Source organism: Bacillus sp. JAS24-2, from assembly GCF_008274905.1.
Taxonomy (GTDB): Bacteria; Bacillota; Bacilli; order Bacillales; family Bacillaceae_G; genus Bacillus_A; species Bacillus_A cereus.
In genome coordinates this window covers 2,468,153-2,494,309 of record NZ_CP031068.1, presented here as the reverse complement: position 1 = coordinate 2,494,309, position 26,157 = coordinate 2,468,153, and the positions used below count along the sequence as shown (strand labels likewise).

Sequence of the window (26,157 nt, the reverse complement as noted above, 5' to 3'; positions counted from 1 at the left end):
CATTTGATTTTTTCCATATTATCACAATTATTTTTAACTGTAAATAAAAAATAATCAGATATTTAATAACGTGTCTCTATTAATTCATTTGTTTATTGTTTTTTCTGAAAATTACGGTGCGTGAAATTACTTACAGCTCTAAAGAAAGAGCCATTTGCATCTAGCTCCTTCCAAATACCTGAATTAATTCGTATTCGCCTCTGTTAACGGTTGTAACGGCGGTTCTAATTCTAGTTCTAGTGTATCTCCTTCATGTAAATCTTGTCCTTTTTCAATACTTTGGCTCGTTACATAACCTGTACCAGAAGTTTTCAAATCTAATTTCAAAAGCTTAGAGAAATACATAACATCACGCATGGACCAACCTTTTACATTTGGCATTTGTGCGTTATTCCCTAATAAAAATATACGATCACCTTCACTCATGACCTCGCCAGACTGTGGATATTGTTTTATTATTTTTCCTTCTCCTAAAATTATTGGCTGTAGCTTCTCTTTTTCTACACTTTTCTCTGCTGTACCCATCGATTGATTTACATAATTTTGTACTTTTAATTGAGATTGTTTCGCTGCATCAGCTATTTGTTTTTCGGTATACGGTTTCACCTTTAAATATTCAAGGCTGTTTTTTATAACAGGTTTAAATATTTCAGCAAGAGGCTGAGCTCCATACTCATCTCCTTTTAACTTTGGCTGCTTAATAGCTAAGTATACGATTAACTCCGGATCATCAATTGGAGCCATTCCTAAAAAGGAGAAAATGTAATTCTCTTTCCCTTCCATATATCGGCCGTTTTCAGGATTCGGGATTTGTGCTGTTCCTGTCTTACCTCCAATTGGATAACCATCCACTTTATACATTGTACCAGTTCCTTTTGAAGATGTTATAACACGCTCCATTAAGCTTCTAACCTTGTCCGCTGTTTCTTTTTTTATCGGATTCCCAATTTCTTTCGGTTGATTTTCCATAATAACTTCTTTATTTGTTGGATTTACAACTTTATCAACGATATATGGTTGCATCATTTTCCCGTCATTTGCTATAGCAGTAGCCGCTTGGATTAATTGAATCGGAGTTACTGTAGAACCTTGACCGAAAGAAGTTGTAACCTGTTGAATTTGCGTATTTAATAATAAAGTATTTTTACTTTCTCCAGGTAAATCTATTCCTGTTTTTTGATTGAATCCAAATTTATTCATATATTGCTTAAATTTATTTGGTTTCAGTAACTGATCTTCTAAAATAGAAAAAGCTACGTTTGATGATCTTTCAAAACCTTCATCAAATGTAATTGATCCCCATCCAAATCCACCATTATGATCTTTTATATCAGAGGAACCAACGGAATATTTTCCAGATTGAAAATATTCTTTTCCGTTATATACACCTTCATTAATGGCAGCTGCTAACGTAAAAACTTTCATAGTTGAACCTGGTTCATATGCATTTGCAATCGGATCATTTAAAAAGTATTCGATATCACCTACATTAGGATTGTAACTAGGTTTACTAGCCATCGCTAAAACCTTTCCTGTTTTTGGATCAGCAATAATGCCAATTAACATAGAAGGATCATAATGCTCTTGTGCTTTGTTCATCGCTTCTTCTAAAAAGCTATTAATTTGTTTATCAAGCGTTAAATACACATTATTCCCATTTTTAGCAGGTTCTACTTTACCTATATCATTTGTAAGCGGAATCCCCCTTCGTGTACCCACATATTCTATATTCCCGTTTGTCGAGCGCAAATATTTATCCAAACTCTTTTCAAGCCCAAACTTCCCTTCCGTATTCCCTTTATCATCTGGTCTAGCAAAACCCAGTATATAGGATGCAAAGTCTTCATTCGGATACACTCTTGCTTTTTCCAACATAAAAGATACACCTGGTATTTTTAAATCATTAATTTTTTCCTTCTTTTCCCTAGATAAGTTCCGACCAATTTTCCCAATTTCAACTTGCGTACGCCCTTCATGAAAGTTTTTTAATACTTCTTCTTTATCAATTTTAAGCGCATCGGCTAATTGTTGTGCGGTTTCATCTTTATTTTTCACTTTATCTTTTCCTTTTAAATTCACAACAACTCGATATGTTGTAGAATCTTGTACTAACACCTTTCCCGTTTGGTCATAGATAGTGCCACGATTCGCTTCTAAAACACCTTTTTTATTATGTTGTTCATCCGCGAGGTCCTTTACATTTACATTATGCACGACTCCTACTGCCTGAATATAGACTATACGCAAAATCATAATAAGAAACAAAACAATAAAAGCAATCATCATATATCGAGCGCCTTTATTCGTTTGAAGTTTTTGCATACTTATCTCCTCTCTTTTGGAATGGATTCGTACGAAGATGCGTTTTATAATTTGTAGTTTTTGTTTACGTTACTATATGTTTCGAAGTTTTCTTTTTAATTCCTTTAAAACAATACGAAACTAACTATTGTTATTTTTTGTTTTTGTTTTATTTCATTAAAATACGGTGCGTGAAATTTCTGAATATTAACTTCACCAAAACTTGATTGCATAGCACTCTAAACTCTTTTCTTATTTACTATAAAAAGTTCCCCTCTGGATTTCTAAAGGGGAACTTTTTATAAGAAAATTATGCGATATGGTTATATTTTGCTAAGAAAGGAATTCGTCTCGCTACTAATGCATACATTTTGAATACGAATTTCGCTATTGGTTCAAACATACGTGTACTTTGCATTACTAAACCGCTCGTAACAAGTGTTATGAAAGCTGCACCAAGTATATCTAAAGGATAATGAACACCTACATACATACGTGATATACCGACTAACACTGCCCATAATAGTGCGATATATTTCAGTTTTTCTCCTCTAAGAATAAATACGAAGGCGATTGAAAATACAAGTACAGAATGATCACTAACAAATGATGAATCTGCTGCATGTGGTACTAATTGATGTACATCATGTGATACAAACGGACGCGGATGGTAATATACCGCATGTATAAGAACATTTACTACTAATGCAATAATAACCGAAAGCGTCGTATATAAAACTGTATATTGTTTTCTAATTGCATTCTCTTTCTTTCCATTATTAAACCATAAGATAAGCATAAATAAAATGGCTACGTATGCAGCGCTATTTGTAATAGCAACCATTATCGTATCTAATAGTTTGGATGAATCAGCAAAATTATTAAACCACTGAAATACTGTGTAATTCATAATACTCTCTCCCTACTTACAAGTGTTCTTGATTTACACAGTATACAATACCATTATGAAAATGGGCTTAAACTTTTCTCATCTAATTCTCATTTTACTATTACTCATGTGACAATTATAAAACAAATTTTATACGCTATTTATGTATAAAGTTCATAAACCTTTATAATAAGGCGATTCGTATTTTTTTCATGTTTGGAATACATAACATGTTCATTTAAATATACTAATTGCAAAATCATATTTTTTAATTCATTTGAAGTACAATATTTCCAAATTGTTCTCCATGTTCCATACGGCTTAGTGCTCGAATTGCTTCTTCTAACGAGTAAACTTTATCAATAATTGGTTTAATTTGATGTTTTTCTATAAACTTTATCATCTCATTAAATTCCTCACGGCTACCCATGGATGTTCCCATAATATCAATTTGATTGTAAAATAGCGCGCGTAATGGTAATTCAATTTTATCTCCTGAGCTTGCACCAAAATTCACGATTCTTCCGTTTGGTTTTAATATATCAAAATATTTCAAAAAAGTTGCTGGACCTATACTATCTATTATTAAATCTACTTTTTCACCTTGTAAGCTCTCTTCCCAATTTCCGGCACTATGAAAAGAAATATCTGCACCATATTTTGCAGCAAGTTCCATTTTATTCTCTACCCTTGAAGTAACACTCACTTTTGCGCCAATTGCTTTCGCGAATAACATGGCAAATGTAGCAACACCACCGCCTATTCCCGGAATTAAAACGTGTTCGCCGCGCTTCAATCTACCTTTAGTAAAAAGCGCTCTATATGCAGTTAATGCGGATAAAGATAAAACACCTGATTCTTCCCAAGTAAGATATGACGGCTTTTCTACAACATTTTCAACTGGTACAATTACATATTCAGCAAACGTTCCATCTTTCGGCCCACCTAGCACTTCCGGTAACTCCGGTACTTCAGTAGCATGTTCCCATCCAATACTAGGATTAATAATAACTTCTGTATGTAATATGTTATCAGAAACACCGTTTCCAATTTCCGTAACAATACCTGCACCATCTGATCCTAAGATTAAAGGTAATTGCATTTCTTTTCTATTATTCATAATAAATAAATCCCGATGATTTAAGCCTGCTGATTTTAATTTCACTTTAACTTCCCCATCATTAAGTGCTCTCTCAGGTGATATTTTATATTCTACACCGTCAAACCCAGTTTTATATTGATGTACGATAGCTTTCATTATTATTCCCCCTTAATAATTTTAATGTACTAGAAATTTCGAAATAAACAAAATGATTTGATCGTAAAAAAAGAAGGAATGCAAAACGCACCCCTTCTTTGAAGGCTTATTTTATTATACATGGTAATGTAATCGTAACGATTGTTTCTTCATTTTCTTTACTCTCTATTTTAATAGCTCCTTTATATTTTTCTACAAGTCGTTTTGCAATAGACAAACCTAGTCCGTTTCCACCTTGTTTTCGACTTCTCGCTTTGTCAACTCGGTAAAACCGATTAAGAACAAATGGTAAATCGGTTTCAGGTATTCCCGTTCCATGATCTATTACACGAATTGTAACTTTCCCTGATTGTAAACTGGATTCTATGCAAATATATTTATTAACCTCTTTTGTATACTTAACTGCATTATCCATTATGATAATAATAATTTGTTCTAAGTAAGATGATGGCATTGAAACATAAGCCTCATCATCCCCGAATTTCATATCAAATTGAAAATCACTTTGAATTACTATAAAGTTTTGTGTAACATGTTTTAATACGCTATTTACATGGACTGGCTCAGCTGCTGTTGGATACATTTGTTCAGATTCAGCTCTTGATAGTTCAAGCAATTCTGAAACTAATTTATTTAAACGATCTACTTCCTTTAAACTAGATTGAAGAGATTTATCTAATACTGCTGGATCATTTTTCCCCCATCGGTTTAACATCGCTAAGTGACCATGAATAATTGTTAACGGTGTTCTTAGTTCATGAGATGCGTCTTCGACAAACTGTTTCTGTTGTGCAAAAGAAGTTTCTACTTCATCCATCATCTCGTTAAAGAGAAATGATAATTTTGCAAGCTCATCATTATTTTCTCGTACTGGAACCCGTTCATTTAGTCCATTCTTTTTAATACGTTTCATCGTATCTGTTATATTTTGAACACTTGATAATAGTTTCTTCGTTATAAGAATCCCACCTAAAAAACTAAATATCAATCCAAATATTCCAGCAATAAGCATTACCACTAAAATAACTTTTAATAAATAATCAAATGTCTCTAGGTTTTTCGTAAGTTCAATAGTGCCAGTAAACTCTTTCGTTTTAATTGGTATGCGCTTAACTAATATTCGATCTTCTAAATGCCTTTTTATAAATGACTCATCTTTTATAACCTGTTTCGGCTTTATCCACGTTTCATTAAAATCTCGTGAAACAGTAATAATCGGCCCCCCATCCATGTCAATAATACGAATCATTTGATGCTTATCAATCATATTGTTTAGAAAATCTTTACTGTTTTCAAATGTTTTACTCGAAAGGGTATCATTTTTATCTTGGAAATATGCCGCTATTTCCGTCACTTGCCTATTTATTTGTTTCTGTTCATAATCTATAGTCCACTTATTGATTACAATAAACTGCAAAGCACTATATAAGATGAACAAAATAAATACTAGTGTAGTGGACCAAAGTGTTAGTTTCCACTTTATAGGTAGATTTCGAATTCGAAACATAATATTTTTTATCATTTCATTATATATCCCGCACCACGGACTGTTTGGATATACTCCTCCTTATCTACATTATGTAACTTGTTTCGCAAATAACGAACATATACATCAACGATATTTGTCTCAACAATTGCATCATATCCCCATACTTGGTCCAGTAAAACATCACGAGTAAGTACGCGATTAATATTTTTCATAAACATAAGCAATAACTCGAATTCTTTATTTGTAAGTTCAATTTCTTCATTTCCTTTAGTTATAGTTCGAGATTCAATCTGAAGCTGCAAATCTTTGAATGTAAGAAATGAAACCTGCTTGTTTTCAATATGTTCTTCTCTTCTAAATATCACTCTCATACGTGCTAACAGTTCTTCAATTGCAAATGGTTTCGGAAGATAATCATCCGCTCCACTATCTAAACCTGTCACACGGTCCATAATACTATCACGAGCAGTCAGCATAATAATAGGTGTATTTTTAGTCGCTCTTAGTCGACGACATACCTCTAGTCCATTTAATCCAGGCAGCATTAAATCAAGCAAAATGAGATCGTAATTCTTTTCAAGTGCTGCGCTTAACCCTTTTCTTCCATCTAGTTGTATATCTACTTTATACCCTTCATATTTTAGTTCTAATTCTAGAAAATCTGCTAAACTTTCCTCATCCTCAATAATTAAAATATGTTGCAACGGTAGTTCCTCCTAGACAATTAAATGAATAAATAATCCTATTCCAAATATAATTACAATGATTTGATGCACTTTTCTATACATCATAAATTTTTCTTTCTTATTTATTTTCTGTAAATAAAACCCAACAACCCCTAGTGCGATTAAGGCTAATAGAGAAAATATGCCACTGTATATGAGTAAAATATGAGGACTCCCTTTTATAAAAAAGTAAACACCATGAGTAATTGCAACAGCTATTATAGCGTATCCAATTAATACATGAAACTTTTTTGCAAATAGATACACTTCTTTAACTTTTTTAAATCCTTGTATATTTTTCTTCTTTAAAAACACCCATATATGGCGTAAAAACCATAATGAAGCAGCGATAATAGCCCCATATTCACCAAAAGAGCCTAATTTTTTATTTAACCATTTTACATTCAAAACATTGCCGTATATAACATTAATAAATAGCATCAATACACTACAAATAATAATAGTAATGCCCATAATTTTAACACACACACGAAAATATTTATTTCTTAATATCTTCTCCATTTTATTTAATCTCCTTACTCACAAAAGCTTTGTAACAAGCAGTCTATCAAATAAAAAAGAAAAGAACATGAGAGAAAGATTAAAATAAAATGAGAATTTCAATATCACTGACAATTATTATTGATTTTTTTCAGCTAACTTTATTATGTTTTGAATAAACGGTGCTTTTGCCTTTGTATATGAAACACGATCAAAAGCATATGTAATAGCAAGCATCTCTTTTAATTCTCTATATTCTTTACGTGCCCATTCATGGCTTATTAGAAAGTCACGAAATAAAATATTGTTTCTCCACTCGTCACTATTATAAATATAAACATGCAAATGATGAGTACCTGCTCTCCATTTTCCCTTTCTAAAAAAACGCCAATTGGTTGCATCTTTTGGAACATACTCATATCCAAATTCCGATAGAACTTCAATCCACTTTTCAGTTATTTGCAATTCTGTTACGCCAATCATCATATCAATAAGAGGTTTAGCTCCTAATCCTTCTACTGCTGTGCTTCCTATATGTTCAACAGCAATTATTTCTTGTCCTAACAAGGAACAGAATTTCTCTTTTTCTTTTATATACTCTTCAACCCAGTCTTTTTGATACGGTTTAATAACAATTTGTTGATCCATTGTATTCACCTCTTTATAAGTATTTATCATTATATTTATAAAATTTTATATTGTTAGCATAGGATTTCCATAAAATATGTCGAATAGTGGAATGTACAACTTAATTATATTAAATGTGAGGTAATCTATGAAAGATAATTCCGTCGAAATTCAGTTAAATAGTGTAGCATTCCAATTAAAAGAATATCATAATTTTGATTGGCTTATTAAATTAGGGACCGTATTTGCAGTTTTTGACCAGCAAGATTCAGGTAATATAAGTTTTGGTGTAGAAAAAGATGGGCATAAGAAATTTATCAAATACGCAGGAGCACAAACAATTGCATATGAAGGAACAACGGGTGATGCTATTAAAAGGCTAAAAAATTCAGTTACTATTTATGAAGATTTAAAGCATGAATCGCTCATAAAATTAATTGATCATTTTCCAGTTCAATCTGGATATGTATTAATTTTCGATTGGTTTGATGGTGAATGTCTTCATTCGCATTGGCGCTTCCCACCTCCTGAGAAATATGAAAATCCAAACTCTCCATTTTATAAATTTAGACATTTATCTACTATAGAACGAGTTCATTCCTTACATTCCATTTTTTCTTTCCATACTTATGTAGAAAAGAAAAATTATGTAGCGATAGATTTTTATGACGGTAGTATTTTATATAATTTTAATACAAACGAAACAAAAATTTGTGATATAGATTTATACAGTAAGAAACCTTACATAAATAAAATGGGCCGGCTATGGGGTTCCTCCCGTTTTATGTCACCAGAGGAATTTGAACTAAACGCAATAATTGATGAAAGAACAAATGTATTTAATATGGGAGCAATGGCTTTCTCACTTTTAGGCGATGAAAAAGATCGTTCTTTTATAAAATGGGAAGCAAGTAAGGAATTATATGCGGTAGCGTATCGTGCTGTAAATGACAATCGAGCAGAACGGTATGCATCAGTTACAGAATTCTACGAAGCGTGGTTAAAAGCGTCTAATGCAGAAAAGATATAACCCTAAATTATTAAAAGAAATATAGAGTTTATACTATTATCATGTATATCAAGAATGATTTTATGAGCATTTCATATTAGTGTGTTCTAATTGATTATGGCTATTATTAAGGAAGACATATCAGCGATAATTTATGTCTATTTTGTATGAGTGTTAGCAAGTTCGTTTGCAAACTTGCTAACACTTTTTTGTTTAAATATTTCACAACCAAAAGGTGCATACATATGATGATCAACATATAAACCGACTTTCTTAGCACCTAATTTACATAATTCATCGATAAAAGCCTGTGTACCTGCTCGCATATCATCCATTGTTTTCACTTCTACATCAGCCACCCAAACTGTTGCACTCTTGTCACCACAGTTTCAGAAATCACGGGCTTCTACGCGTGCATCATTTTCAGAAACGACAGAATGCATAGTTACCAAAAGAAATCACATGCTGCTTCATAGCTTGTACATAACCTTTATACGATACCTCTGCACCACTTGTATGTAAAACTGATATATCATTAATTAATAGATGATAATGCATTACACCTTTTATTTCTACATCTTTTTCACGCTCTTTTATGCTACCCGTAACACGTATAACGTGTTTTGTAGTTTCCATACTTCCATCACTTTTCTAATTAACGACCTGTCCACATATCTTGCACAATTCCATTTTTAAATAATTCATATGGGAAATAACAATATCCTTTATCTCCCCAGCTGTTGCGAATAATAACCGTTTGCTTATCATCGTCATATCCAACAGCACAAACAGCATGTCCCGCTGGTTGACCATCTTCAACAATTACATCATCTGTTCCTGATACTGGAACTATACCAGTCTTTTTCACTTCTTCTGACATAAAAGATTTTGGTACAGCAAATCCAAGTACAGCAACTAATCCATGAGCAAGTGCAGCCTTTAATCCCGATAAATCTTGAATACGATGGTAGGTTCCAATTTTATAAAGTGCAGCATCTGATTCAGCCTTTGGTGATGGCTTATCTCTAAAATTCTCGGTATAAGGAAAATCCTCTTCAGGGCATACCCCAATATTTTTAAGAACCCCCATACCATCACGAACATTCGCTCCACTATCTTCCTGAATATGTCCTTCTATTTCTCGTTCATGATAATATAAAAACAAACGAGATAAGCAAGTAAATGGACGACCTGATTGTAATAATAGATATTCTCGTAACCCTGAAACAATTGCATTTGCCGTACAAGAACCTATATTCCATTGATTTACTATACCTGACATTTTAGGACGAAGATCGACTTGCGTTGGCAAATCCGCCTCATTACTAAACAAGTAACTCCGAAACATTTTGTCTCTTAAATCAACAGGGTCTTTTCTTACATTAAGGTACTTTACAATATCTTTGTTACTGGTAAAACTGAAATTTGATTCATTTGAACTCATTGTAAAAATCCATCCTTTCTTAATATCTAGATAATTCATTTCTTCTCTATACTTAACTTAAAAATTAAAAATATACCTATTTAATTTTTATTTCATTTGCATTCAATACATCCGCATGTTTAATTATTTATCTTTTTACTTATCAATTTCTATTTTCAATTTATCTCACAACTACTTGAACTCTATATCTTTTTTTCTTTCTTGTTTGATTCAATTGCTTTTTCCACTCACGTAATTAGTCTTGTAGTGCCCTCATATTTTCCTATCTCCCCCTTCCAAAATAAAAAGGACACCAATTCATTAAAACAACTTGAATTGCTGCTTTAATGAATTGGTGTCCTCTAGTTTTCTAGCCGGACTATATTTATTTCATTATACTTGTCTGTATAAAAAGATTCCTCCAAGCTTTATCTATTCTGTCTTTCTCATATTTTTGTATAACCTTTGTCCGACGAGCAATTGCTTTTTTTAGTTTCTTTTTCTTTAAATTATCCAATCCTCTCACTCCTTCTTATAAAACAGTTTTTTCCATTTTAGGCGTTTTTATTAATTTAATACTTTCTTACATTCAAAAAGCGGCTCAAATGTGAATTGTACCTATATAATTTCAAAAGGATTATTTTATTAGATTTTCAATCAAACTTCATTTCAAAATTCTCAGTTTCAGATGAACCACTAGACGCATACACCATATACTAATTTAAATGCTTCCTAGGAAAGAAGGTGAAAGCTATGCCATCTATTGTCGGAAATATGGTTGTGCAAAATAGTAACGGTTCTTTCAACTTAGGTGATTTTTATAACGTTTCTCCAAAAGAAAATACAAAAGCTTATAATGGTTCAGGTTCATCTAACGTTGCTTTTGTTCTCAATACATTTAACGGTGTTAGTGCAACAAACACATTTGATTCTGATGTTGCAGACCAAAACCAAGTTGGAACAGTCTAAATTTATTCATTTCCCTCTAACTCCTGAATAAAACCCAATATTCCGTTAATAATGTATATACAGTTTCTGATTTCCCTTCATACCCGAAGGCTGAGTAGCTAGTTTTTACTAGCTGCTCTTTTTATGTTTCACACGAATAAAATTCTATATTTCACCGATACTATATAGGACTGTAAAAAGTCAGCTTTAAATTCTTCCCACTCTAGCTCTCTTGGTCGAGGGTTGAGCAGTTAGCTCTTGCTAGCTGCTCTTTTATTTGGTTTATCCGAATAAAATTTTTAATTATGTCCGATACTATAAATGGGCTGATACAGCTTGAATTCACATTGACATCTGTAATGTTCTTTTTCCTTTCTCTGAGGACTGAGCGGTTAACCTTCGTTAACTGCTCTTTTGTATTGAGTTGATAATAAATTTTAGGTCGTATTTCTCTTCTATACCATATACTTTTTAAGTATCCAACTCAAAGTGTTACCTCCTATCTGAAAGGGCACTGATGCATGGTGCTCTTTTTTTAGTTTCTTTATTTCTACAAAATGAAATTTTTATAACATTTTTCAGTTCAAATATCCTTTCCATCAATGTACGAACAATATTACTTCTTCTTTAAGCATCTTTATGAACAAAATTTATAACCTTTACTCCACTTGGATTTATATTAAAAGTAATAGTTTCTATGCCATTCGGAGGGTTATGAGCTCCTATATAAGTTTTATATTGAACTGTAACAATAAAATTAAAGTTTTCTTCTGGGAAACGTTCAATTTTTATAATTTTTGTGTCCGTCAAACTATACTGATGATCTGGTCCAAGCTTCCTTCTGATAACTTGACTTGCATATGGTGCTAATAAAGTATTATAAGAATCATAAAACTCTTGATTATCAATATTAAACGCTTTGGTATCTAACGGATTTAAAAATAAAACTACCATAGTAATTCCCAAAAACAAACTAACCACTTTTCTTTTCAACATATACTCATCCTTAATTCATTTAGATATCCGTTAAGCTCCCCAGCATAAGAGATGACTATTCTTCATCCTTATCTAACTTCTTTTTATTCAAATAACGTTTTTGTTAAAATTTTACTTAAACCTTATTCATTCATGGTATAATCTGGATTATTTATTTTTCCAAGAAAGGCTAAAGTAATGAGAAAATAATTCGGTTTCATTTCAAATTTGTTAACTATTATCGTATTTTTTACCTTTTATAGTGATAGTAATTTAATTTATTTAATATTTGTATCACTGGTTTTAATTATTTTCGCTCCAAAAGGTACATCAAAAAAAGTCGTTATAACTAGTATAATAATTTCGTGTATTTTTTACCCTCTCATATTCGGCCTGCTTTTTATAATTGGTTGAGGATTAGCAGAATCAAAACTAAACTAATCCCTTTTTCTCAAATAACGATTTGTTAAGTTATACCCCATCCATTTTTCACACGTCTTTCCGCTAAACACATTTGTCTAGAAAACCCTATATTATTAAAAATGGTTATCGACTCTCAACTTGAAATTTTTCACTTTTGATAATGCAACCACCTACAACGGAAATATACCTTTTTCAAAGGAGGCATCTAATGTATATATCAAATAGGATTGGCTTATTTAGTTGGATTGCAACTTGCCTATACTTTTTAATTGAACCTTTCTTTATTTTCACTTCTACAGCATCTTATAACTATTTGCATCATGCAATGAGTGATCTAGGTGTAACAACCTGTGGAGAATTCACCTACGAAATAGCTACTTATGAAATATGCTCCCCTAATCACTTTTGGATGAATTTACTCTTTATTCTTAATGGAATAACATTTTGTATTGGAGTACTATATATTTCACAACATCTAGAAAAAACAAAAATTAATAAAATAGCAACATTTTTTATAATTATAATAGGAGTTTCCACTATAGTCTCAGGATTAATTCCTGCAGATGTAAACCTAATTGGACATTCTATTCTAGTTTGGATAGGTATGCTTACTGTATTTCCAGGACTATTTATTTTTGCAAAGAATCTTAAAAAAACTAGAAAATGGACATATTTCTGCTTACTAAACTTAATAGTAATAACAATCATTATCTCACTTGTTTTTCTTTTCCCTTTACCTGCAGGTCTACTACAAAGACTTTTTTACTTGGTTCTTTTCGTTTGGGGAACTGTATCAACCTACAAATTAATAAAATAAAGATTTCATTAAAACTTTTCACCTTTTAACTGGACAAGCATATAGTATTGTATGGAGATATCCACTCATAGAAATCTACCTTTCTTGTCCAAGAGCATGCTTATATGCGAGCTCTTTTTGATTGCATTTAAAGATTTCACATTCATTAGAAATGTACATACAATAATCATGATCATCTCATTATTAATCTTTTAGTATCCTTCTCGATACACATCTTGGTCATGGAGCATCTTAAAAAGCGCTCTTTATATTTGTTAATAAATAACCATTTTGTTCAAACATACACACGGTATATATTAGTTAAGCATATATTTACATAGACAAGACATAACTTTTTTAAACATGCACAATTTTTGTGCATGTTTTTTTATTTAACAAAATAACTATTTTATTATGTTTCCTAACTTACAGTAATGTCCTTAAAAAACATTCATATATATTTATCAGATGCACTTTTAAATTCCAGAGTATCAAATACTTTTAAAAGTTAACTGACCAACAATATTCAACTTCTCTTTAAAAATAACTTAGATACAAAAAAGCTACGTTTTATATAGGATAAAAAATTATCTTACGCAAAGGAGCTTGATTATTTGTGAATTACCAAAATGATAATAACCCTAACATTCACAAACCTTGCACTTGTCCATCCCCCACGGCTAACAGTTTAAATGTTGTTCAAACTACCCCATCAATAGTCTCTGTAAATTCTGCGATTCCACTAGATACCGTGGTAAATTCTAATGGTACGGCAATCTCATTCACACCACCAACAACTGTTTTACTTGAAGGTGGAAGAACCTATTTGGCAATCTATGAAGTGCAAGTTATCATTCAACCAGGAGGTAGTTCGGCAGGTATCACTATGTATCTGAATAATAATGCACTCATTGGCTCAGGTACTTCTCTAGGGTATACTGCAGGATTTACTTCTGTATCAGCACCCGCAATTTTCACTACACCTCCAGGTTTACCAAGTGCACTTACTGTTAATGTAGGACCGTATTCTAGTCCATTAAATACGTTGGGCTTAACTCTTGCTGTTTTAGCATTAACATAATAAAATGTAAAACTCTCTAAAATGATTTTATTTATCCCTTAACTGTCTATTGGGCTAGCCTCTAAGAACTCCACATAACTACATATAGAAAAAGAACATTATTTGGTTCCATAGTACTAGGTGACTCGGCTAGCACAATTGCTGAGTCACCTATTTATCTATAATAAAATAAAGTTTTTGTTTAATTTATTACTTGTTCTTTTTAATGCATTATTCTATTACAATCCATTTTCATGTTATAATTACCAACAGTACATATTTTAATAGGCACAACAAATTCCTATTATTTCTAAATGGATTAACAAATAAAAATACGTGTAGAAGAATCCAGAGTTTTACTGAATTTTTTTATGGATCTTTCAAAATCTTTTAAATCTTCCTTCATTCCTTCTTTTTAATAAACTTCAAATTTTATTACAATAACGCTTTTTTAAAATACAATCGCTTGCCTATAAACTTTGTAACCTTCATTTTCTTTCCTATGATTACAACATCCTCCTAACAACCAAGTATTGATTATATATCCCATATGAACACCTCTATTTTATTGGCATATACTTTGAAGGAAAAAACATTTCACATTAAACATATACCTACAAACTCAGTTGCTAATAATTTACCAAAAATTACTTAATATTCAATTTTTAAAAGGAGGTATTTATGAGATATAATCGAAAATCAAATTCCAAAAATCCGTGTGATAAATTTCAGCAACCCTGCTTTATTTCTATATCCGCTTGTGATCAAAGTAATTGCTGTACACCTGTTTTTTTCTCGAATTCTCAACAACAAGAATTATTACAAATAATAAATCAATTAAATCAAGCCATCCTTTCTTTTTTCACAACACCAAATCCAACAACTATACAAATACTCCAATCAGCATTACAGGCATTAAATGATTTATTAATAACAGTACAACCAAATACACCAAATAGAAATTTAGTTATAAGAACTATAAATCAATTAATTAATTCCTTACCTACCGCATCCCTCACTCAAATCTCAGCATTATTCCAATTTCTATTCCAAAGCTTGTCTTCACTTATAAGTTGTTCAAATATATCAGACCCCTTATTACAGCAAACATTCAACTTAATTCTACAAGGAATCTTAAATAGTTCGCTATTAAGTAACATCGGAACACCGGGGCCGACTGGAGCCACTGGACCTAGAGGATTTCCTGGACCTAGAGGCGCTCAGGGTTCTCAAGGTGTGCAAGGAATTCAGGGGCCGGAAGGACCAGAAGGACCGGAAGGACCTCAAGGTGTACCAGGGATTCAGGGACCAGAAGGGCCTCAAGGGCCTCAAGGACCTCAAGGTGTAGAAGGAATTCAGGGGCCGGAAGGACCAGAAGGACCTCAAGGACCTCAAGGCGTACAAGGAATTCAAGGACCACCAGGACCACCGGGGCCGACTGGTTCAGGGACCGGAATGGGAATTCCTGGACCACCGGGACCTACTGGGCCTCAGGGTATCCAAGGGATTCAAGGACCGGAAGGACCGGAAGGGCCCACTGGCCCTCAGGGTGTACAAGGAATTCAAGGGCCGGAAGGACCATCAGGAGCCACTGGACTTCAGGGTGTGCCAGGAATTCAAGGGCCGGAAGGACCACCAGGAGCCACTGGACCTCAAGGGGTGCAAGGAATCCAAGGGCCGGAAGGACCACCGGGACCTACTGGAGATTGTGATTGTCCACCAGGACCTACTGGACCGACCGGACCTACTGGGCCAACCGGACCTGCATGTAATTTCCTAGTATATGCTACAAATGCAGGACTCATAGATGACCCTACAAATGATACAGTATCTGTAATTAACACCGGAACAAATATAGTAGTTGATACAATTACTGTAGGTAATGCACCACTTGAAGTAACCGTTTCACCAAATGGAGCTCGTGCCTATGTTACTAATATTTTTTCTAATACCGTTTCCGTTATTGATACTGCTACGAATACTGTTATCGCTACCATTCCTGTTGGAACTAATCCAATAGGTGTAGCTGTTTCTCCAAATAACACAACTGTTTATGTTGGAAATCATGGTAATAATACGGTTTCTGTCATTAATGCGGCAACAAACACAGTTATTAATACTATTCCTGTTGGCATCGCTCCACAAGGGATTACTGTTTCCCCAAATGGTGCCTTTGCATATGTTGCAAACGAATTAAGCAACACAATTTCTGTCATTAATACTGCTACCAACACAGTTATTGCTACCATCCCTGTTGGTATTCGTCCTAGAATAATCGTGTTTACACTAGATAGTACTCGTGCGTATGTCACGAATCAAAACAGCAATACGGTTTCTGTTATTAACACCGCTACCAATGCAGTTATTAATACAATTAACGTAGGTACCGAACCTGTTGGCATAGATATTACACCGGGTGGAAACCTTATTTACGTTGTAAATAAAGTTAGCAATAATGTATCGGTAATAAATGTGGCGACAAATACTGTGATTGATACAATTTCTGTTGGTTTATCCCCTGATCAAGTAACCATCATACCTGATGGCACTCGAGCATATGTTACAAATCAAGCTAGTAATACTGTTTCCGTTATTGATATTGCTACGAATACTGTTATCACTAATGTCCCAGTAGGTGTCGCTCCAACCGGAATAGCTACTGGAACTATTTGTGAATAAAATAAAGAAGTGAAAGCCACAGATAGTTTTTATTAAAATTGATAGTATGTGATATTCTTTCTTTAACTACGTTCAAACAACCAGGATAAACCTTTATATTCTGTTAATATTCTTTTCTGTTTTGTCTTACAGAACCTGCAGATCAGCTAGCTGTTGTTAGCTGATCTCTTTCTATAAAACTCAAATCACATACCAATTAATTTACTAACATTGAATTTTTTAGAATTTAATAATAATATTTACCTATAAAACCATTACCCTTATACAAAGAGCTATGAGCCTTTCCACTCATGACTCTTTTTTTACGATTTTCACTTCACATCTACGCGATTTTGACTAGCTTCTCGACTAAATCCGTCTGGGTATCTTTCTAAAAATAATCATTTTATCTTTTCAGTAAACTTAGTATCTACACGATCAACCTTACCGTTTATCTAAACCGCGACTTGCTCAACAAATCCGCTCATTGGTGGATTGACTACTGTTACATTTTCGTCCTAAACTATTAAAAGTTTGTTGCTACTAACATCAATTTCTACTTTTTTCATATGTCCATCTACCTTTTACTACCACATGTACTCAACAACATCAGTTTTAAAAGCCACTTCCCAAATAAACTCTTACTGGAATTACTACACGACCTAGCTCGTCCACTTTTCTTGAAACACCTGTTTTTTCATACCTTACTTTCCTTTAGTATTTTTATATTTATTTAGAATCTCATGCAAACGTTTCTTATTACCAATCAGTTCTGCTTATCAAGATTTAGATTTAATTAATTGTAATAAATCAGGTGGGGGGTTATGCAGAAATGCTTTCAGGGAAAAGTTTTATAAGGAAATAAAAAATGCAGCAGTGAAAAAATTAAAACTCGTAATTTAAGACATCCACACGCAACTATACTATTGAAACAAGGAGTTAATCCTAAAATTATCAGTGAGGGATTAGGTCATACAGACATTTCATTAACTCTTAGGATTTATTCTCATGTTTTACCGAACATGCAGGAAGAAGGAGTAAAAAATTTTGGTAAAAATATCTTTGGATAGCTAACGTTTGTAGAATGTTTGCATTTTATAACAAAAAGCCAAACTAATCTTGTATTAACAAGGTTTATTCACCTTAACATATGTTATTATGTATAATACATATGTTAAGTAAATTCAGAATAACGAGGCAAATATTATGGACTTTGTTTATATTAATCAAAACGTATTAAATAATCTTCTATACATTTTATGTAGTATATTTGTTTTTTATTTCATATATGATAGCCGGCACTATTTAAAGAAATATAAAATACTACTGATTACCCTTTGTTCTAGTATCCCGCTTATTTTATGTATGCGATACCCTATCTATATGGATGAAAGTTGTATTCATGATTTAAGACAAATTCCGGTCATAATAGGTACGCTTTATGGTGGATTCCCTGTCGGTATCATATTGTTTACAATTTTATTAATTACGAGATTTTTATTTTATGGCTTTAACATGCTGACAGTTGTTGTTTACGGAATAATGTTCATCGTTACAGCACTCGCATCTTCAAAATTTAATACATATAATAGAAAACTTAAAGTAGCTTTTTCCATGTTTTTAACCTTTTTCCTAGCAATATTTACAACTTTAATTGTATTAACCTTATCAGATTTTGAAGTGAATAATTTGTATATTATTTATTTCATGGTATTACCGACTACTTTAATGTTATTTATTGTTTATATAAATGAAGTTATTAAAGATGCTGTATTAATGCGCTCAAAATTAATTAAAATGGAAAAAATGGAGATTGTTAGCCAACTCGCTGCAAGTATATCGCACGAAGTAAGGAATCCCTTAACGGTTGTAAAAGGATTTACACAGCTTTTAAAAACACAAAATTTAACTCCTGAATCAAGAGACGAATATATTAAACATATACTTGAAGAGTTAAATCGTGCCCAAGAAATTATCGATGATTACTTAACGTTTGCCAAACCTGCTCCAGAAAAACTAGATCAAATTTCAGTAAAACAAGAGTTAAATCGAGTTATTAATATGATATTGCCATTGTGTAATATGAATACGATACATATTACACAGGATTTTTCTGAGGCAACCATTGTTGGTAATAAACAGCACTTTCAACAATGTTTTTTAAACTTAATCAAAAACAGTATTGAAGCAATGCCTAATGGTGGTACCTTAAATATTTCCTCATCTATCAATAATAGTAAAGTTGAAATACGAATTGAAGATAGCGGAGTTGGAATGTCACAGGAGCAAATACATCGATTCGGTGAACCGTATTTTAGTACAAAAACAAAAGGAACCGGTTTAGGTACAATGGTTGCTGTTAAGATTATTGAGACGATGCATGGAAGTTTAAAAATCAGAAGTATCGTTAGTAAAGGAACGACTTTAACGATTACGTTCCCGAAATATAGTAAGAATACGCATTAAAACAAATAAAAAAGGAGCATAGTCGCTCCTTTTTTATTTGTTTCGATACATAAGTATCTTCAATGTTTTTTTAGTTTACATTTGTGAAGACTAATTAAAAATTAGTATCCTCCGCCCCAGCAGCTGCATCCTACAATTATTAATAGAATGAATAACACAACTAATAAAGCGAAACCTCCACCAAAACCACAAGAACCACCGTAACTCATATTTTCTCCTCCTTTTGGTTTGAAAACTAATAGGTAGTTGATCATTTTAACTGGTTCGTATTATACATTATGTGTATATCCCTTTTTTGAGCATGTCTACATAAAAATAAGTAAAAGCACTCGTTTAAAGAGTGCCTTAAAATGGATACCAAAAGTTTTGAAATACGTTTAATTTTAAATATACCGCAACAATAAATATGAAAATACCGGCAAATAAAGCGATGAAATCTTCACGTTTCGCCTTACTTGTATAAAACCATGTACGTTTATCCTTCTTTCCAAATCCTCTTAAATCCATTGCATTTGAAACCGTATCTATTCTTTCTAGAGAATGAATGATTAGTGGCCAGAAAATTAAAACACGGTTCTTCATACGAACCCATAAACTTGCTTCTCCTTTTTCAAAAGCCACTCCTCTCGCTTCTTGCGCGTGTTTAATAATTTTATACTCAGACTGGATGTCAGGAATATAACGTAGTGCAATATTTATTGCATAAGTAATCTTATAATGAATACCAAGTTTACTTAAGTTACTTACAAATTCACTTGGATCTGTCGTGTAAATAAAAAGAAGTGTAAATGGTAATAACGTAAAATACTTTAATGAAAGTGTAGCTGCATAAAATAATGTTTCATATGTAATCGTTGCATATCCAACATGTAAAAACGCGGTATATGATTCAGTTAATTCAGATCCATGAGTTGGTGTAATCAATAAAATCATAACAGAGTTTAATAAACTAAATGTAAATATGACACTAAAAACAATTAAAATTTTACGAAATGGAATTTTAGCAATGCTGAGCCCGATACACCCAATAATAAATAATATTAGCAACACCCGAAAATCAAAAAACAAAAAAGTAAGCGTCATACAAAAAATAAATAAAAACAATTTCACTACCCCATCCATACGATGAAAATATGTACTATGCACCTTCCTCCCTCCTATTACTGTCTAAATAAAGCTCCATAAATTTTTCTGGACATGCAATCCCACTAAATTTAACAAGCTTGTTTAAAGAACTCTCTCTTAAGTTGGCTCTTTGTAACGTTTCTTGATCGCCTAATACATCAAACACTGTATTATCCGCAATAATTTTCCCTTCATGTAGAACTACTGCACGGTCTGTATATTCTAGCGCGAGATTCATATCGTGAGTGATAAAAACAAATGAAATTCCCTTTTTAGCTAGGTTTTTAATAAAAGCCATAAATTGTTTATAGTGATAATAATCTTGTCCCGCTGTCGGTTCATCTAATATGATAAGTTTAGGATTTGTTGTTAATACAGATGCGATTGTTAATCTCTTTTTTTGCCCATAGCTTAGTGCTTGAATTGGCCAATTACGAAATGGATATAAACCACAAATTTTTAAAGTTCCTTCTACTCTATTCTTAATTTCTTCCTTAGAAAAATTATGTAATGTTAATGTAAATGAAACTTCTTCAAAAACAGTAGGCTGTGTAATCATATGATTTGGATTTTGCATCACGTAAGATATGATTTCCCCACGTTTACGAATAGACCAAGAACTAATATCTTCACCTTTTAACAAGATTTTCCCATTTTTCATTTTGTTTATGCCTATAAGACTATGAGCTAATGTTGATTTCCCTGCTCCATTATGTCCTAACAGTGCCACAATTTCTCCTTCATATATTGAAAGGTTTACATTTTCTAATACTTTTTGTTTATTAGAGTATGAAAATGATAAATTCTCCGCTTTAAGTAATTCCTTGTTTTTAGTATTCCCTTTTAATATGACTTGTTTCTCCATCCACTCTTTTATAACATTGCTTACCTTTTCTTTTTGAAGGTTTTCCATTGGATATATTACGTCATTATTACTATCAAAATGTAATCTCTTTAATGCTTCGATGTAAATAGGCTCTCTTAAGCCGATACGTGGTAATATATTTGACGCTAAGATTTCTTTTGGTGTTCCTATCGCAATGACTTTACCTTCATCAATTAATATAACTTTGTCTAAATCCAGGTTTAAAATTTCTTCTATTCTATGTTCGATAATAACAATCGTTTTATTATATTGTTCATGTATATCTTTCATAAGTTTTATCGTATGTAAGGCGCTTAGTGGATCTAAATTAGCTAACGGTTCATCGAACAATAATATATCCGCATTTGTTGTTAATAAACCCGCTAGAGAAACTGTTTGCTTTTGACCTCCTGATAATTCATGTGGACTTTGTTTATGAAACGTATGCATCTTCACCTTTCTTAATGAGTCCGAAACAATCTTTTTCATGTCATCTTGCTTTACACATTCATTTTCTAAATAAAAAGCTACATCTTCTTCTACTGTCAGACCAATAAATTGAGCATCTTGATCTTGCAAAATTGTTCCTACCTGTTTACTTTGTTCAAAAATACTTCCTTCCCTCGGGTCTTTACCGGCAATTAAAACGTTACCTGTACTATTCCCTTCGTAAGAAAATGGGATTAGCCCATTTATACAATGAGCTAATGTCGACTTTCCTGAGCCACTTCGTCCAGCAATTAGCACTTTTTCCCCAGGGTATATATGAAAGGTAATATCACTTAAAGTAGGCTGCACAGCATACCTATATTGAAAGGTGAATTGTTCAAACGAAATAATTGGTTGCATGTTAACATCCCTACTTTTCAATTTTTAAATGTGTATGTTTCTTATTGGATTTCGCCAAACCAATTGTAAGTGGCAATCCAAGTACTAAGAAAACGATGACATCGGAAATTGTTGCTCCTAATACTTGTATAACAATTTTGTCAAATGGTTCTCCCATCACAATAATATCGAATGCCCCAGCAAATATAATAGCAATGACAATACCAACTAGCCCAGTAATTGCTAAATAAGAAATATCCCCCTTGTTAAATGACCCGTTTTTCACACTAAAACCAACTCTTTTTTGAATAAGCCCCATTGAAAAACCAATAATACCTGAACTAATAACCCAGCCCCACCAAATACCCCAGCCAGCAATCGTATCTGTTACGGTATGACCGATAAGTCCGATTAACAGTCCTGCCACTGGACCAAATAATGCTCCAAAAACAGTTAATATAGCTAATGCTGGTTTAATAAATGTATTCGGTGCAATAGAAAATCCCCAAAGTCCTAATATCCCGTATAATGCTGCTCCAATACCGATTGCTACTACTAACTTTGTTGATAATTTGTTCATGACAATTCCCCTCTCATATTAGTCAACTTTTATTACTCTATATTTAATTTAAAAATGAATTATGCATCGACACTCCCTTTCTATACAACAAAAAAATGACCTCTTACATAAGAGGTCATTTTCTTTCACGTTCAAGAATCCTCTTATCTTTCAAAAAACACATCGTGTCCTCTGCGGAATTAGCACCTTCCTATAAAATTGCATAGGGGTTGCTGAGGTTTCTTAGGGCCGTTCCCTCCACCTCTCTGGATAAGTATTAATTTGTAATTCGTATTATGGCACTAAAGAATGTAAATTTCAACACTTTTCTTACTATTTTTATTTTTTTGTTAAATAGATCATTTAAATCATTGTATTCTTATCGGAATTATGAAATAATAAATTCAAAATCGTTTCGGGAGGAATGCATTATGAAAGTTATTGGTTTGATTGGAGGATTAAGTTGGGAATCTACATCATTATACTATAAACATATTAATACACTTACACTCTCTCAATACGATCAAAATGCAAAGTTAGTTTTATATAGTATGGACTTTGGTGAAGTAACTACTTTATTACAAAATCATCAATATGAAGAAGTGAAAAATGAACTAGTTACAGTTGCAAAGAAAGTTGAAAAATCTGGGGCTGAATGTTTATTAATGTGTTCAAATACCGTACATCTATTTGCCGAGGAAGTAGAACAAGCAATATCTATCCCGCTTCTTCACATTGGTGATGTAAGTGCTAAAGAAATGGTAGAACAGAGTATAAAACGTATCGGACTATTAGGAACAAAACAAACGATGGAGCAAGATTTCTATAAATCACGATTAGCGAAATATAACATTGAGACAATTATCCCAAATGAAGAGGAAAGAACCTTTATCCACCATGTCATATTAGATGAATTAAGTAGAGGGATCATTTCAGAAACATCTAAAGAAAAGTTATTACAAATTACAAAATCATTAATTCAAAACGGCGCTGAAGGTATATTATTAGGCTGTACTGAAATACCTTTACTTATCTCCCAAAATGATCTTACTGTTCCCGTTTTTGATACTGCTTTTTTACACGCAAATACTGCTGTGCAATTTGCTGGATAAGAATATACAAGCATAAAGGTGAGAACCTCTATGCTTGTATACAGTTACGACTATTTATCCCGCTATTTATGGGTAGTAAAATCCCTACCGATTAAAGTTTTACTTTATTTAAAAGAGATTCAATAACTGCAATTGCTTCTTTTGAACCACCACATTCTAAAAAGCTATCATTAAGTTTTCTTATACCATGTTTATACTTTTCATTTGAAAGAACATCTGTTACGGCCTCTTTTAAAGTGTGCACATTAACATGTTCTTTCAATAGTCTATGTGCCGCTTCAAGCTCAGTTAATCTTTGCGCTATCATTGGCTGGTCTTTATCATGCGGTATTATTACAAATGGGACATTATAATGAATGGCATCGTGTACGCTATTCATACCGCCATGTGTAATAAAAACATCTGCTTCATTTAATATTTCTGATTGAGGTACGTATGGAGCAATTATAAAATTATCTGGTGCTTTCTTAATTTTAGAAATATCATTTCTATCACCAATTGCCATTACAACTATCCCATCAAAATCTGAAAAAGTATCAATACAAGTATTAAAGAATGGTTCGAGTCCTTCAAGCAGTGTTCCCATTGAAATATAAATAACTTTCTTTTCTTTAAGTGATTCCAGTGGAAACTTTATATTTGTTTTACGCTTTGAAATACTTGGTCCAATAAAAATGTTATTTTCTCCGAACGATTCCTTATTAGGTTGGAAATAGCGACTTGTGTATACGAGACAAACATCACCCTTATTATTCATAAATTGAAGATTATTCTTTGGTTTTACTCCAAATTTATGTTCCATCTGATTTAGTAATTTTTCAGAGATTTCCTCTGGTTGGAATGGCATATCTGCATTTGGATGAAAAGGTAATGTCTTCAAAAATTCTGGCGGAATTAAAAATATAGGTGAGGACACTACACCTGGAACTTGTAAATACTCCTTTACTAACTCTCCTGCGCCAAATATATCATAAATTACGAAATCAAAATTTATACTTTCACATAATTGTTTCGTAATTTCTAATATATATAAAGAAGTTTGAACATGCACATGAAAGAAAGCATTTAACCCAGATGAGGTTTCAGCATCAATAGAAATCTCTTTTAATAGATCCGGATGAATATGTACAGTAGCTCCTAAATCTTCAATTCTATCCTTAAAGTTTGCCGTTGTAATATAATGTACGTTATCCCCTCGTTTAGTAAAAGCTTTTACTAAATTTAATGTAGGGTTTACATGTCCCTCTGCTGGAAAATTAACCACTAAAATATTTAGCACTTATTCCTCACTCCTTACATTTCATTGTTTTAATTAAGCATACTGTTATTTGTACAAGTAATCTTCCCCTAATAGTCCTAATATGCTTGCTACATTATATTGATAAATAATTTTCAGTCATCAACATAAAAAAAGCATCTACCTATGTAGATGCCTAACCGTGATAAGGAGTGTTCTGTGAGGTTAGAACAAGCTTTTCTGCTTGTCCTATGCTATTAATATATGATTGATTTTATAAAACGTGAATAGTTAATAGAATTATTTTATCCATTTTATATGATCAAATGGATAAAATACCATTTCTACTTTACCTATTATATTTGACTCATCAATAAGTCCAAGTGTATTCCTACTATCTTTACTATGATTACGATTATCACCTAACACAAATAATTTATGCGTAGGAACTTTTATTTCTCTAAAATTTGAAAAACGATTGGATACTTGTGACATATCTAAATGTATATACGACTCATCACGCTTTTTACCGTTAATAAATACCTCATCCTTTTTTAGTTGTATATTATCCCCCGATAATCCAATAATTCGTTTCACATAGTAAGTAGGCTCGTCTTCTTTTTTTATAATGACAACATCTCCATGATGAAAAGACGATAAACAGACATTTACCTTATTAACAAGTATATAATCTTTTTCATTCAAAGTAGGTTGCATCGAAATTCCTTCTACCATACAAAATAAAAAGGACTTATTAATAAAAATAACCCCTATTATAATTAATATGTAGCTACATATGTTCCCCCAATATTTTAGAATAAACAGCTTCATATATACCTCATTTCTAATCTATCCCCAGATAAAAACGCCTCTAGTTTACAGG

At 32.4% G+C, this 26,157-nt stretch carries 23 protein-coding genes, 3 pseudogenes, 1 riboswitch and 1 other annotated feature (1 of these 28 running past the window's edge); of the genes and pseudogenes, 8 read left to right on the top strand and 18 right to left on the bottom strand.

The genetic code is table 11. From position 1 onward, the window contains the following. Positions 1 to 7 (bottom strand) — a binding site (T-box leader); it reaches 252 nt to the left of the window's first position. A gap of 176 nt (positions 8 to 183) precedes the next feature. The 7 genes from DN407_RS12910 to DN407_RS12880 all read right to left on the bottom strand — a co-directional run bounded on the left by DN407_RS12910 (position 184) and on the right by DN407_RS12880 (position 7,811). Beyond that, positions 184 to 2,322, bottom strand: coding sequence for a penicillin-binding protein (locus DN407_RS12910; RefSeq protein ID WP_149216347.1), 2,139 nt, complete (start codon positions 2,320 to 2,322; stop codon positions 184 to 186). 289 nt (positions 2,323 to 2,611) lie between these two features. Beyond that, positions 2,612 to 3,211 carry an undecaprenyl-diphosphatase gene (locus DN407_RS12905; protein ID WP_001110118.1) on the bottom strand — a complete coding sequence of 200 codons (600 nt, stop codon included), beginning with the start codon at positions 3,209 to 3,211 and terminating at the stop codon, positions 2,612 to 2,614. Positions 3,212 to 3,458: 247 nt separating this feature from the next. Then, entirely contained in the window at positions 3,459 to 4,448 is a 990-nt protein-coding gene (locus DN407_RS12900; RefSeq protein WP_149216346.1) for a zinc-binding dehydrogenase, read from the bottom strand. Positions 4,449 to 4,554: 106 nt separating this feature from the next. Continuing rightward, on the bottom strand, positions 4,555 to 5,970 hold the full coding sequence (locus DN407_RS12895; protein WP_097796957.1) for a HAMP domain-containing sensor histidine kinase: 1,416 nt from the start codon (positions 5,968 to 5,970) through the stop codon (positions 4,555 to 4,557). Further along, positions 5,967 to 6,641, bottom strand: coding sequence for a response regulator transcription factor (locus DN407_RS12890; protein ID WP_149216345.1), 675 nt, complete (start codon positions 6,639 to 6,641; stop codon positions 5,967 to 5,969). The genes DN407_RS12895 and DN407_RS12890 overlap by 4 nt, the downstream gene beginning before the upstream one ends. A 12-nt stretch (positions 6,642 to 6,653) precedes the next feature. Then, positions 6,654 to 7,184 carry a hypothetical protein gene (locus DN407_RS12885; protein WP_000411453.1) on the bottom strand — a complete coding sequence of 177 codons (531 nt, stop codon included), beginning with the start codon at positions 7,182 to 7,184 and terminating at the stop codon, positions 6,654 to 6,656. Between the two features lie 117 nt (positions 7,185 to 7,301). Continuing rightward, the gene (locus DN407_RS12880) at positions 7,302 to 7,811 is read right to left on the bottom strand and encodes a GrpB family protein (protein ID WP_149216344.1); all 510 of its coding nucleotides are present in this window, start codon (positions 7,809 to 7,811) and stop codon (positions 7,302 to 7,304) included. Positions 7,812 to 7,938: 127 nt separating this feature from the next. On the opposite strand from DN407_RS12880, the gene DN407_RS12875 reads away from it, so the two are divergent. Continuing rightward, on the top strand, positions 7,939 to 8,820 hold the full coding sequence (locus tag DN407_RS12875) for a protein kinase family protein (protein ID WP_097796955.1): 882 nt from the start codon (positions 7,939 to 7,941) through the stop codon (positions 8,818 to 8,820). 206 nt (positions 8,821 to 9,026) lie between these two features. On the opposite strand, the pseudogene DN407_RS32120 reads toward DN407_RS12875, so the two are convergent. The 3 genes and pseudogenes from DN407_RS32120 to DN407_RS12855 all read right to left on the bottom strand — a co-directional run. Beyond that, positions 9,027 to 9,294, bottom strand: a pseudogene (locus DN407_RS32120) (glycoside hydrolase family 25 domain-containing protein); the annotation flags it as partial. Between the two features lie 160 nt (positions 9,295 to 9,454). Then, positions 9,455 to 10,243: a C1 family peptidase gene (locus tag DN407_RS12860; protein ID WP_033685795.1), complete on the bottom strand. Its 789-nt coding sequence runs from the start codon at positions 10,241 to 10,243 to the stop codon at positions 9,455 to 9,457. A 364-nt stretch (positions 10,244 to 10,607) separates the two neighbouring features. Then, positions 10,608 to 10,739, bottom strand: a complete 132-nt coding sequence (locus DN407_RS12855) for a DUF3983 domain-containing protein (RefSeq protein WP_000369348.1) — start codon at positions 10,737 to 10,739, stop codon at positions 10,608 to 10,610. Positions 10,740 to 10,975: 236 nt separating this feature from the next. On the opposite strand from DN407_RS12855, the gene DN407_RS12850 reads away from it, so the two are divergent. Beyond that, the gene (locus DN407_RS12850) at positions 10,976 to 11,191 is read left to right on the top strand and encodes a spore germination protein (RefSeq protein ID WP_001139345.1); all 216 of its coding nucleotides are present in this window, start codon (positions 10,976 to 10,978) and stop codon (positions 11,189 to 11,191) included. Positions 11,192 to 11,797: 606 nt separating this feature from the next. On the opposite strand, the gene DN407_RS12845 is transcribed toward DN407_RS12850, so the two are convergent. After that, on the bottom strand, positions 11,798 to 12,166 hold the full coding sequence (locus tag DN407_RS12845) for a DUF3888 domain-containing protein (protein WP_000919725.1): 369 nt from the start codon (positions 12,164 to 12,166) through the stop codon (positions 11,798 to 11,800). 610 nt (positions 12,167 to 12,776) lie between these two features. Between DN407_RS12845 and DN407_RS12835 the strand changes: the two genes are divergently transcribed. The 3 genes from DN407_RS12835 to DN407_RS12825 all read left to right on the top strand — a co-directional run bounded on the left by DN407_RS12835 (position 12,777) and on the right by DN407_RS12825 (position 17,103). After that, entirely contained in the window at positions 12,777 to 13,385 is a 609-nt protein-coding gene (locus DN407_RS12835; RefSeq protein WP_097796952.1) for a DUF998 domain-containing protein, read from the top strand. Positions 13,386 to 13,980: 595 nt separating this feature from the next. After that, complete coding sequence (locus DN407_RS12830; RefSeq protein ID WP_149216343.1) at positions 13,981 to 14,445, top strand: hypothetical protein; 465 nt, start codon at positions 13,981 to 13,983, stop codon at positions 14,443 to 14,445. Between the two features lie 660 nt (positions 14,446 to 15,105). Then, positions 15,106 to 17,103, top strand: coding sequence for a YVTN family beta-propeller repeat protein (locus DN407_RS12825; protein WP_149216342.1), 1,998 nt, complete (start codon positions 15,106 to 15,108; stop codon positions 17,101 to 17,103). A gap of 434 nt (positions 17,104 to 17,537) precedes the next feature. Here the strand turns inward: DN407_RS12825 and DN407_RS12820 are convergent. Beyond that, positions 17,538 to 17,651, bottom strand: a pseudogene (locus DN407_RS12820) (DUF3954 domain-containing protein). A 324-nt stretch (positions 17,652 to 17,975) separates the two neighbouring features. Here DN407_RS12820 and DN407_RS32930 point away from each other — a divergent pair. Both DN407_RS32930 and DN407_RS12810 read left to right on the top strand, forming a co-directional pair. Then, positions 17,976 to 18,152, top strand: a pseudogene (locus tag DN407_RS32930) (tyrosine-type recombinase/integrase); the annotation flags it as partial. 136 nt (positions 18,153 to 18,288) lie between these two features. After that, a complete protein-coding gene (locus tag DN407_RS12810) occupies positions 18,289 to 19,548 on the top strand; it encodes a LytS/YhcK type 5TM receptor domain-containing protein (protein ID WP_048567660.1) in 1,260 nt (419 codons plus the stop codon). 101 nt (positions 19,549 to 19,649) lie between these two features. Here DN407_RS12810 and DN407_RS12805 read toward each other — a convergent pair whose 3' ends face one another. The 4 genes from DN407_RS12805 to DN407_RS12790 form a co-directional block, all read right to left on the bottom strand. Then, positions 19,650 to 19,757, bottom strand: a complete 108-nt coding sequence (locus DN407_RS12805; RefSeq protein ID WP_000120182.1) for a YjcZ family sporulation protein — start codon at positions 19,755 to 19,757, stop codon at positions 19,650 to 19,652. Between the two features lie 136 nt (positions 19,758 to 19,893). After that, positions 19,894 to 20,694: an energy-coupling factor transporter transmembrane component T family protein gene (locus DN407_RS12800; RefSeq protein WP_000556377.1), complete on the bottom strand. Its 801-nt coding sequence runs from the start codon at positions 20,692 to 20,694 to the stop codon at positions 19,894 to 19,896. Next, positions 20,687 to 22,387 (bottom strand): ABC transporter ATP-binding protein, encoded by a 1,701-nt coding sequence (locus tag DN407_RS12795; protein ID WP_149216341.1) that lies wholly within the window; start codon positions 22,385 to 22,387, stop codon positions 20,687 to 20,689. The genes DN407_RS12800 and DN407_RS12795 overlap by 8 nt, the downstream gene beginning before the upstream one ends. A gap of 10 nt (positions 22,388 to 22,397) precedes the next feature. Further along, positions 22,398 to 22,946, bottom strand: coding sequence for an ECF-type riboflavin transporter substrate-binding protein (locus tag DN407_RS12790; RefSeq protein ID WP_001038210.1), 549 nt, complete (start codon positions 22,944 to 22,946; stop codon positions 22,398 to 22,400). A gap of 140 nt (positions 22,947 to 23,086) precedes the next feature. Continuing rightward, positions 23,087 to 23,202, bottom strand: a riboswitch (SAM riboswitch). Between the two features lie 154 nt (positions 23,203 to 23,356). On the opposite strand from DN407_RS12790, the gene DN407_RS12785 reads away from it, so the two are divergent. Next, positions 23,357 to 24,037 carry an aspartate/glutamate racemase family protein gene (locus tag DN407_RS12785; protein WP_000864399.1) on the top strand — a complete coding sequence of 227 codons (681 nt, stop codon included), beginning with the start codon at positions 23,357 to 23,359 and terminating at the stop codon, positions 24,035 to 24,037. A 91-nt stretch (positions 24,038 to 24,128) separates the two neighbouring features. Here the strand turns inward: DN407_RS12785 and DN407_RS12780 are convergent, their stop codons facing one another. After that, on the bottom strand, positions 24,129 to 25,316 hold the full coding sequence (locus tag DN407_RS12780) for a macrolide family glycosyltransferase (RefSeq protein WP_097842392.1): 1,188 nt from the start codon (positions 25,314 to 25,316) through the stop codon (positions 24,129 to 24,131). A gap of 258 nt (positions 25,317 to 25,574) precedes the next feature. Next, positions 25,575 to 26,105 carry a signal peptidase I gene (gene lepB, locus DN407_RS12775; protein WP_149216340.1) on the bottom strand — a complete coding sequence of 177 codons (531 nt, stop codon included), beginning with the start codon at positions 26,103 to 26,105 and terminating at the stop codon, positions 25,575 to 25,577. Positions 26,106 to 26,157 lie beyond the last annotated feature (52 nt).

Bases quoted from the DNA above. Each gene is read 5' to 3' on its own strand.
- DN407_RS12910 (WP_149216347.1), bottom strand. From the start codon at position 2,322: ATGCAAAAACTTCAAACGAATAAAGGCGCTCGATATATGATGATTGCT.
- DN407_RS12905 (WP_001110118.1), bottom strand. From the start codon at position 3,211: ATGAATTACACAGTATTTCAGTGGTTTAATAATTTTGCTGATTCATCC.
- DN407_RS12900 (WP_149216346.1), bottom strand. From the start codon at position 4,448: ATGAAAGCTATCGTACATCAATATAAAACTGGGTTTGACGGTGTAGAA.
- DN407_RS12895 (WP_097796957.1), bottom strand. From the start codon at position 5,970: ATGATAAAAAATATTATGTTTCGAATTCGAAATCTACCTATAAAGTGG.
- DN407_RS12885 (WP_000411453.1), bottom strand. From the start codon at position 7,184: ATGGAGAAGATATTAAGAAATAAATATTTTCGTGTGTGTGTTAAAATT.
- DN407_RS12880 (WP_149216344.1), bottom strand. From the start codon at position 7,811: ATGGATCAACAAATTGTTATTAAACCGTATCAAAAAGACTGGGTTGAA.
- DN407_RS12875 (WP_097796955.1), top strand. From the start codon at position 7,939: ATGAAAGATAATTCCGTCGAAATTCAGTTAAATAGTGTAGCATTCCAA.
- DN407_RS12860 (WP_033685795.1), bottom strand. From the start codon at position 10,243: ATGAGTTCAAATGAATCAAATTTCAGTTTTACCAGTAACAAAGATATT.
- DN407_RS12850 (WP_001139345.1), top strand. From the start codon at position 10,976: ATGCCATCTATTGTCGGAAATATGGTTGTGCAAAATAGTAACGGTTCT.
- DN407_RS12845 (WP_000919725.1), bottom strand. From the start codon at position 12,166: ATGTTGAAAAGAAAAGTGGTTAGTTTGTTTTTGGGAATTACTATGGTA.
- DN407_RS12835 (WP_097796952.1), top strand. From the start codon at position 12,777: ATGTATATATCAAATAGGATTGGCTTATTTAGTTGGATTGCAACTTGC.
- DN407_RS12825 (WP_149216342.1), top strand. From the start codon at position 15,106: ATGAGATATAATCGAAAATCAAATTCCAAAAATCCGTGTGATAAATTT.
- DN407_RS12810 (WP_048567660.1), top strand. From the start codon at position 18,289: ATGGACTTTGTTTATATTAATCAAAACGTATTAAATAATCTTCTATAC.
- DN407_RS12805 (WP_000120182.1), bottom strand. From the start codon at position 19,757: ATGAGTTACGGTGGTTCTTGTGGTTTTGGTGGAGGTTTCGCTTTATTA.
- DN407_RS12795 (WP_149216341.1), bottom strand. From the start codon at position 22,387: ATGCAACCAATTATTTCGTTTGAACAATTCACCTTTCAATATAGGTAT.
- DN407_RS12790 (WP_001038210.1), bottom strand. From the start codon at position 22,946: ATGAACAAATTATCAACAAAGTTAGTAGTAGCAATCGGTATTGGAGCA.
- DN407_RS12785 (WP_000864399.1), top strand. From the start codon at position 23,357: ATGAAAGTTATTGGTTTGATTGGAGGATTAAGTTGGGAATCTACATCA.
- lepB (WP_149216340.1), bottom strand. From the start codon at position 26,105: ATGAAGCTGTTTATTCTAAAATATTGGGGGAACATATGTAGCTACATA.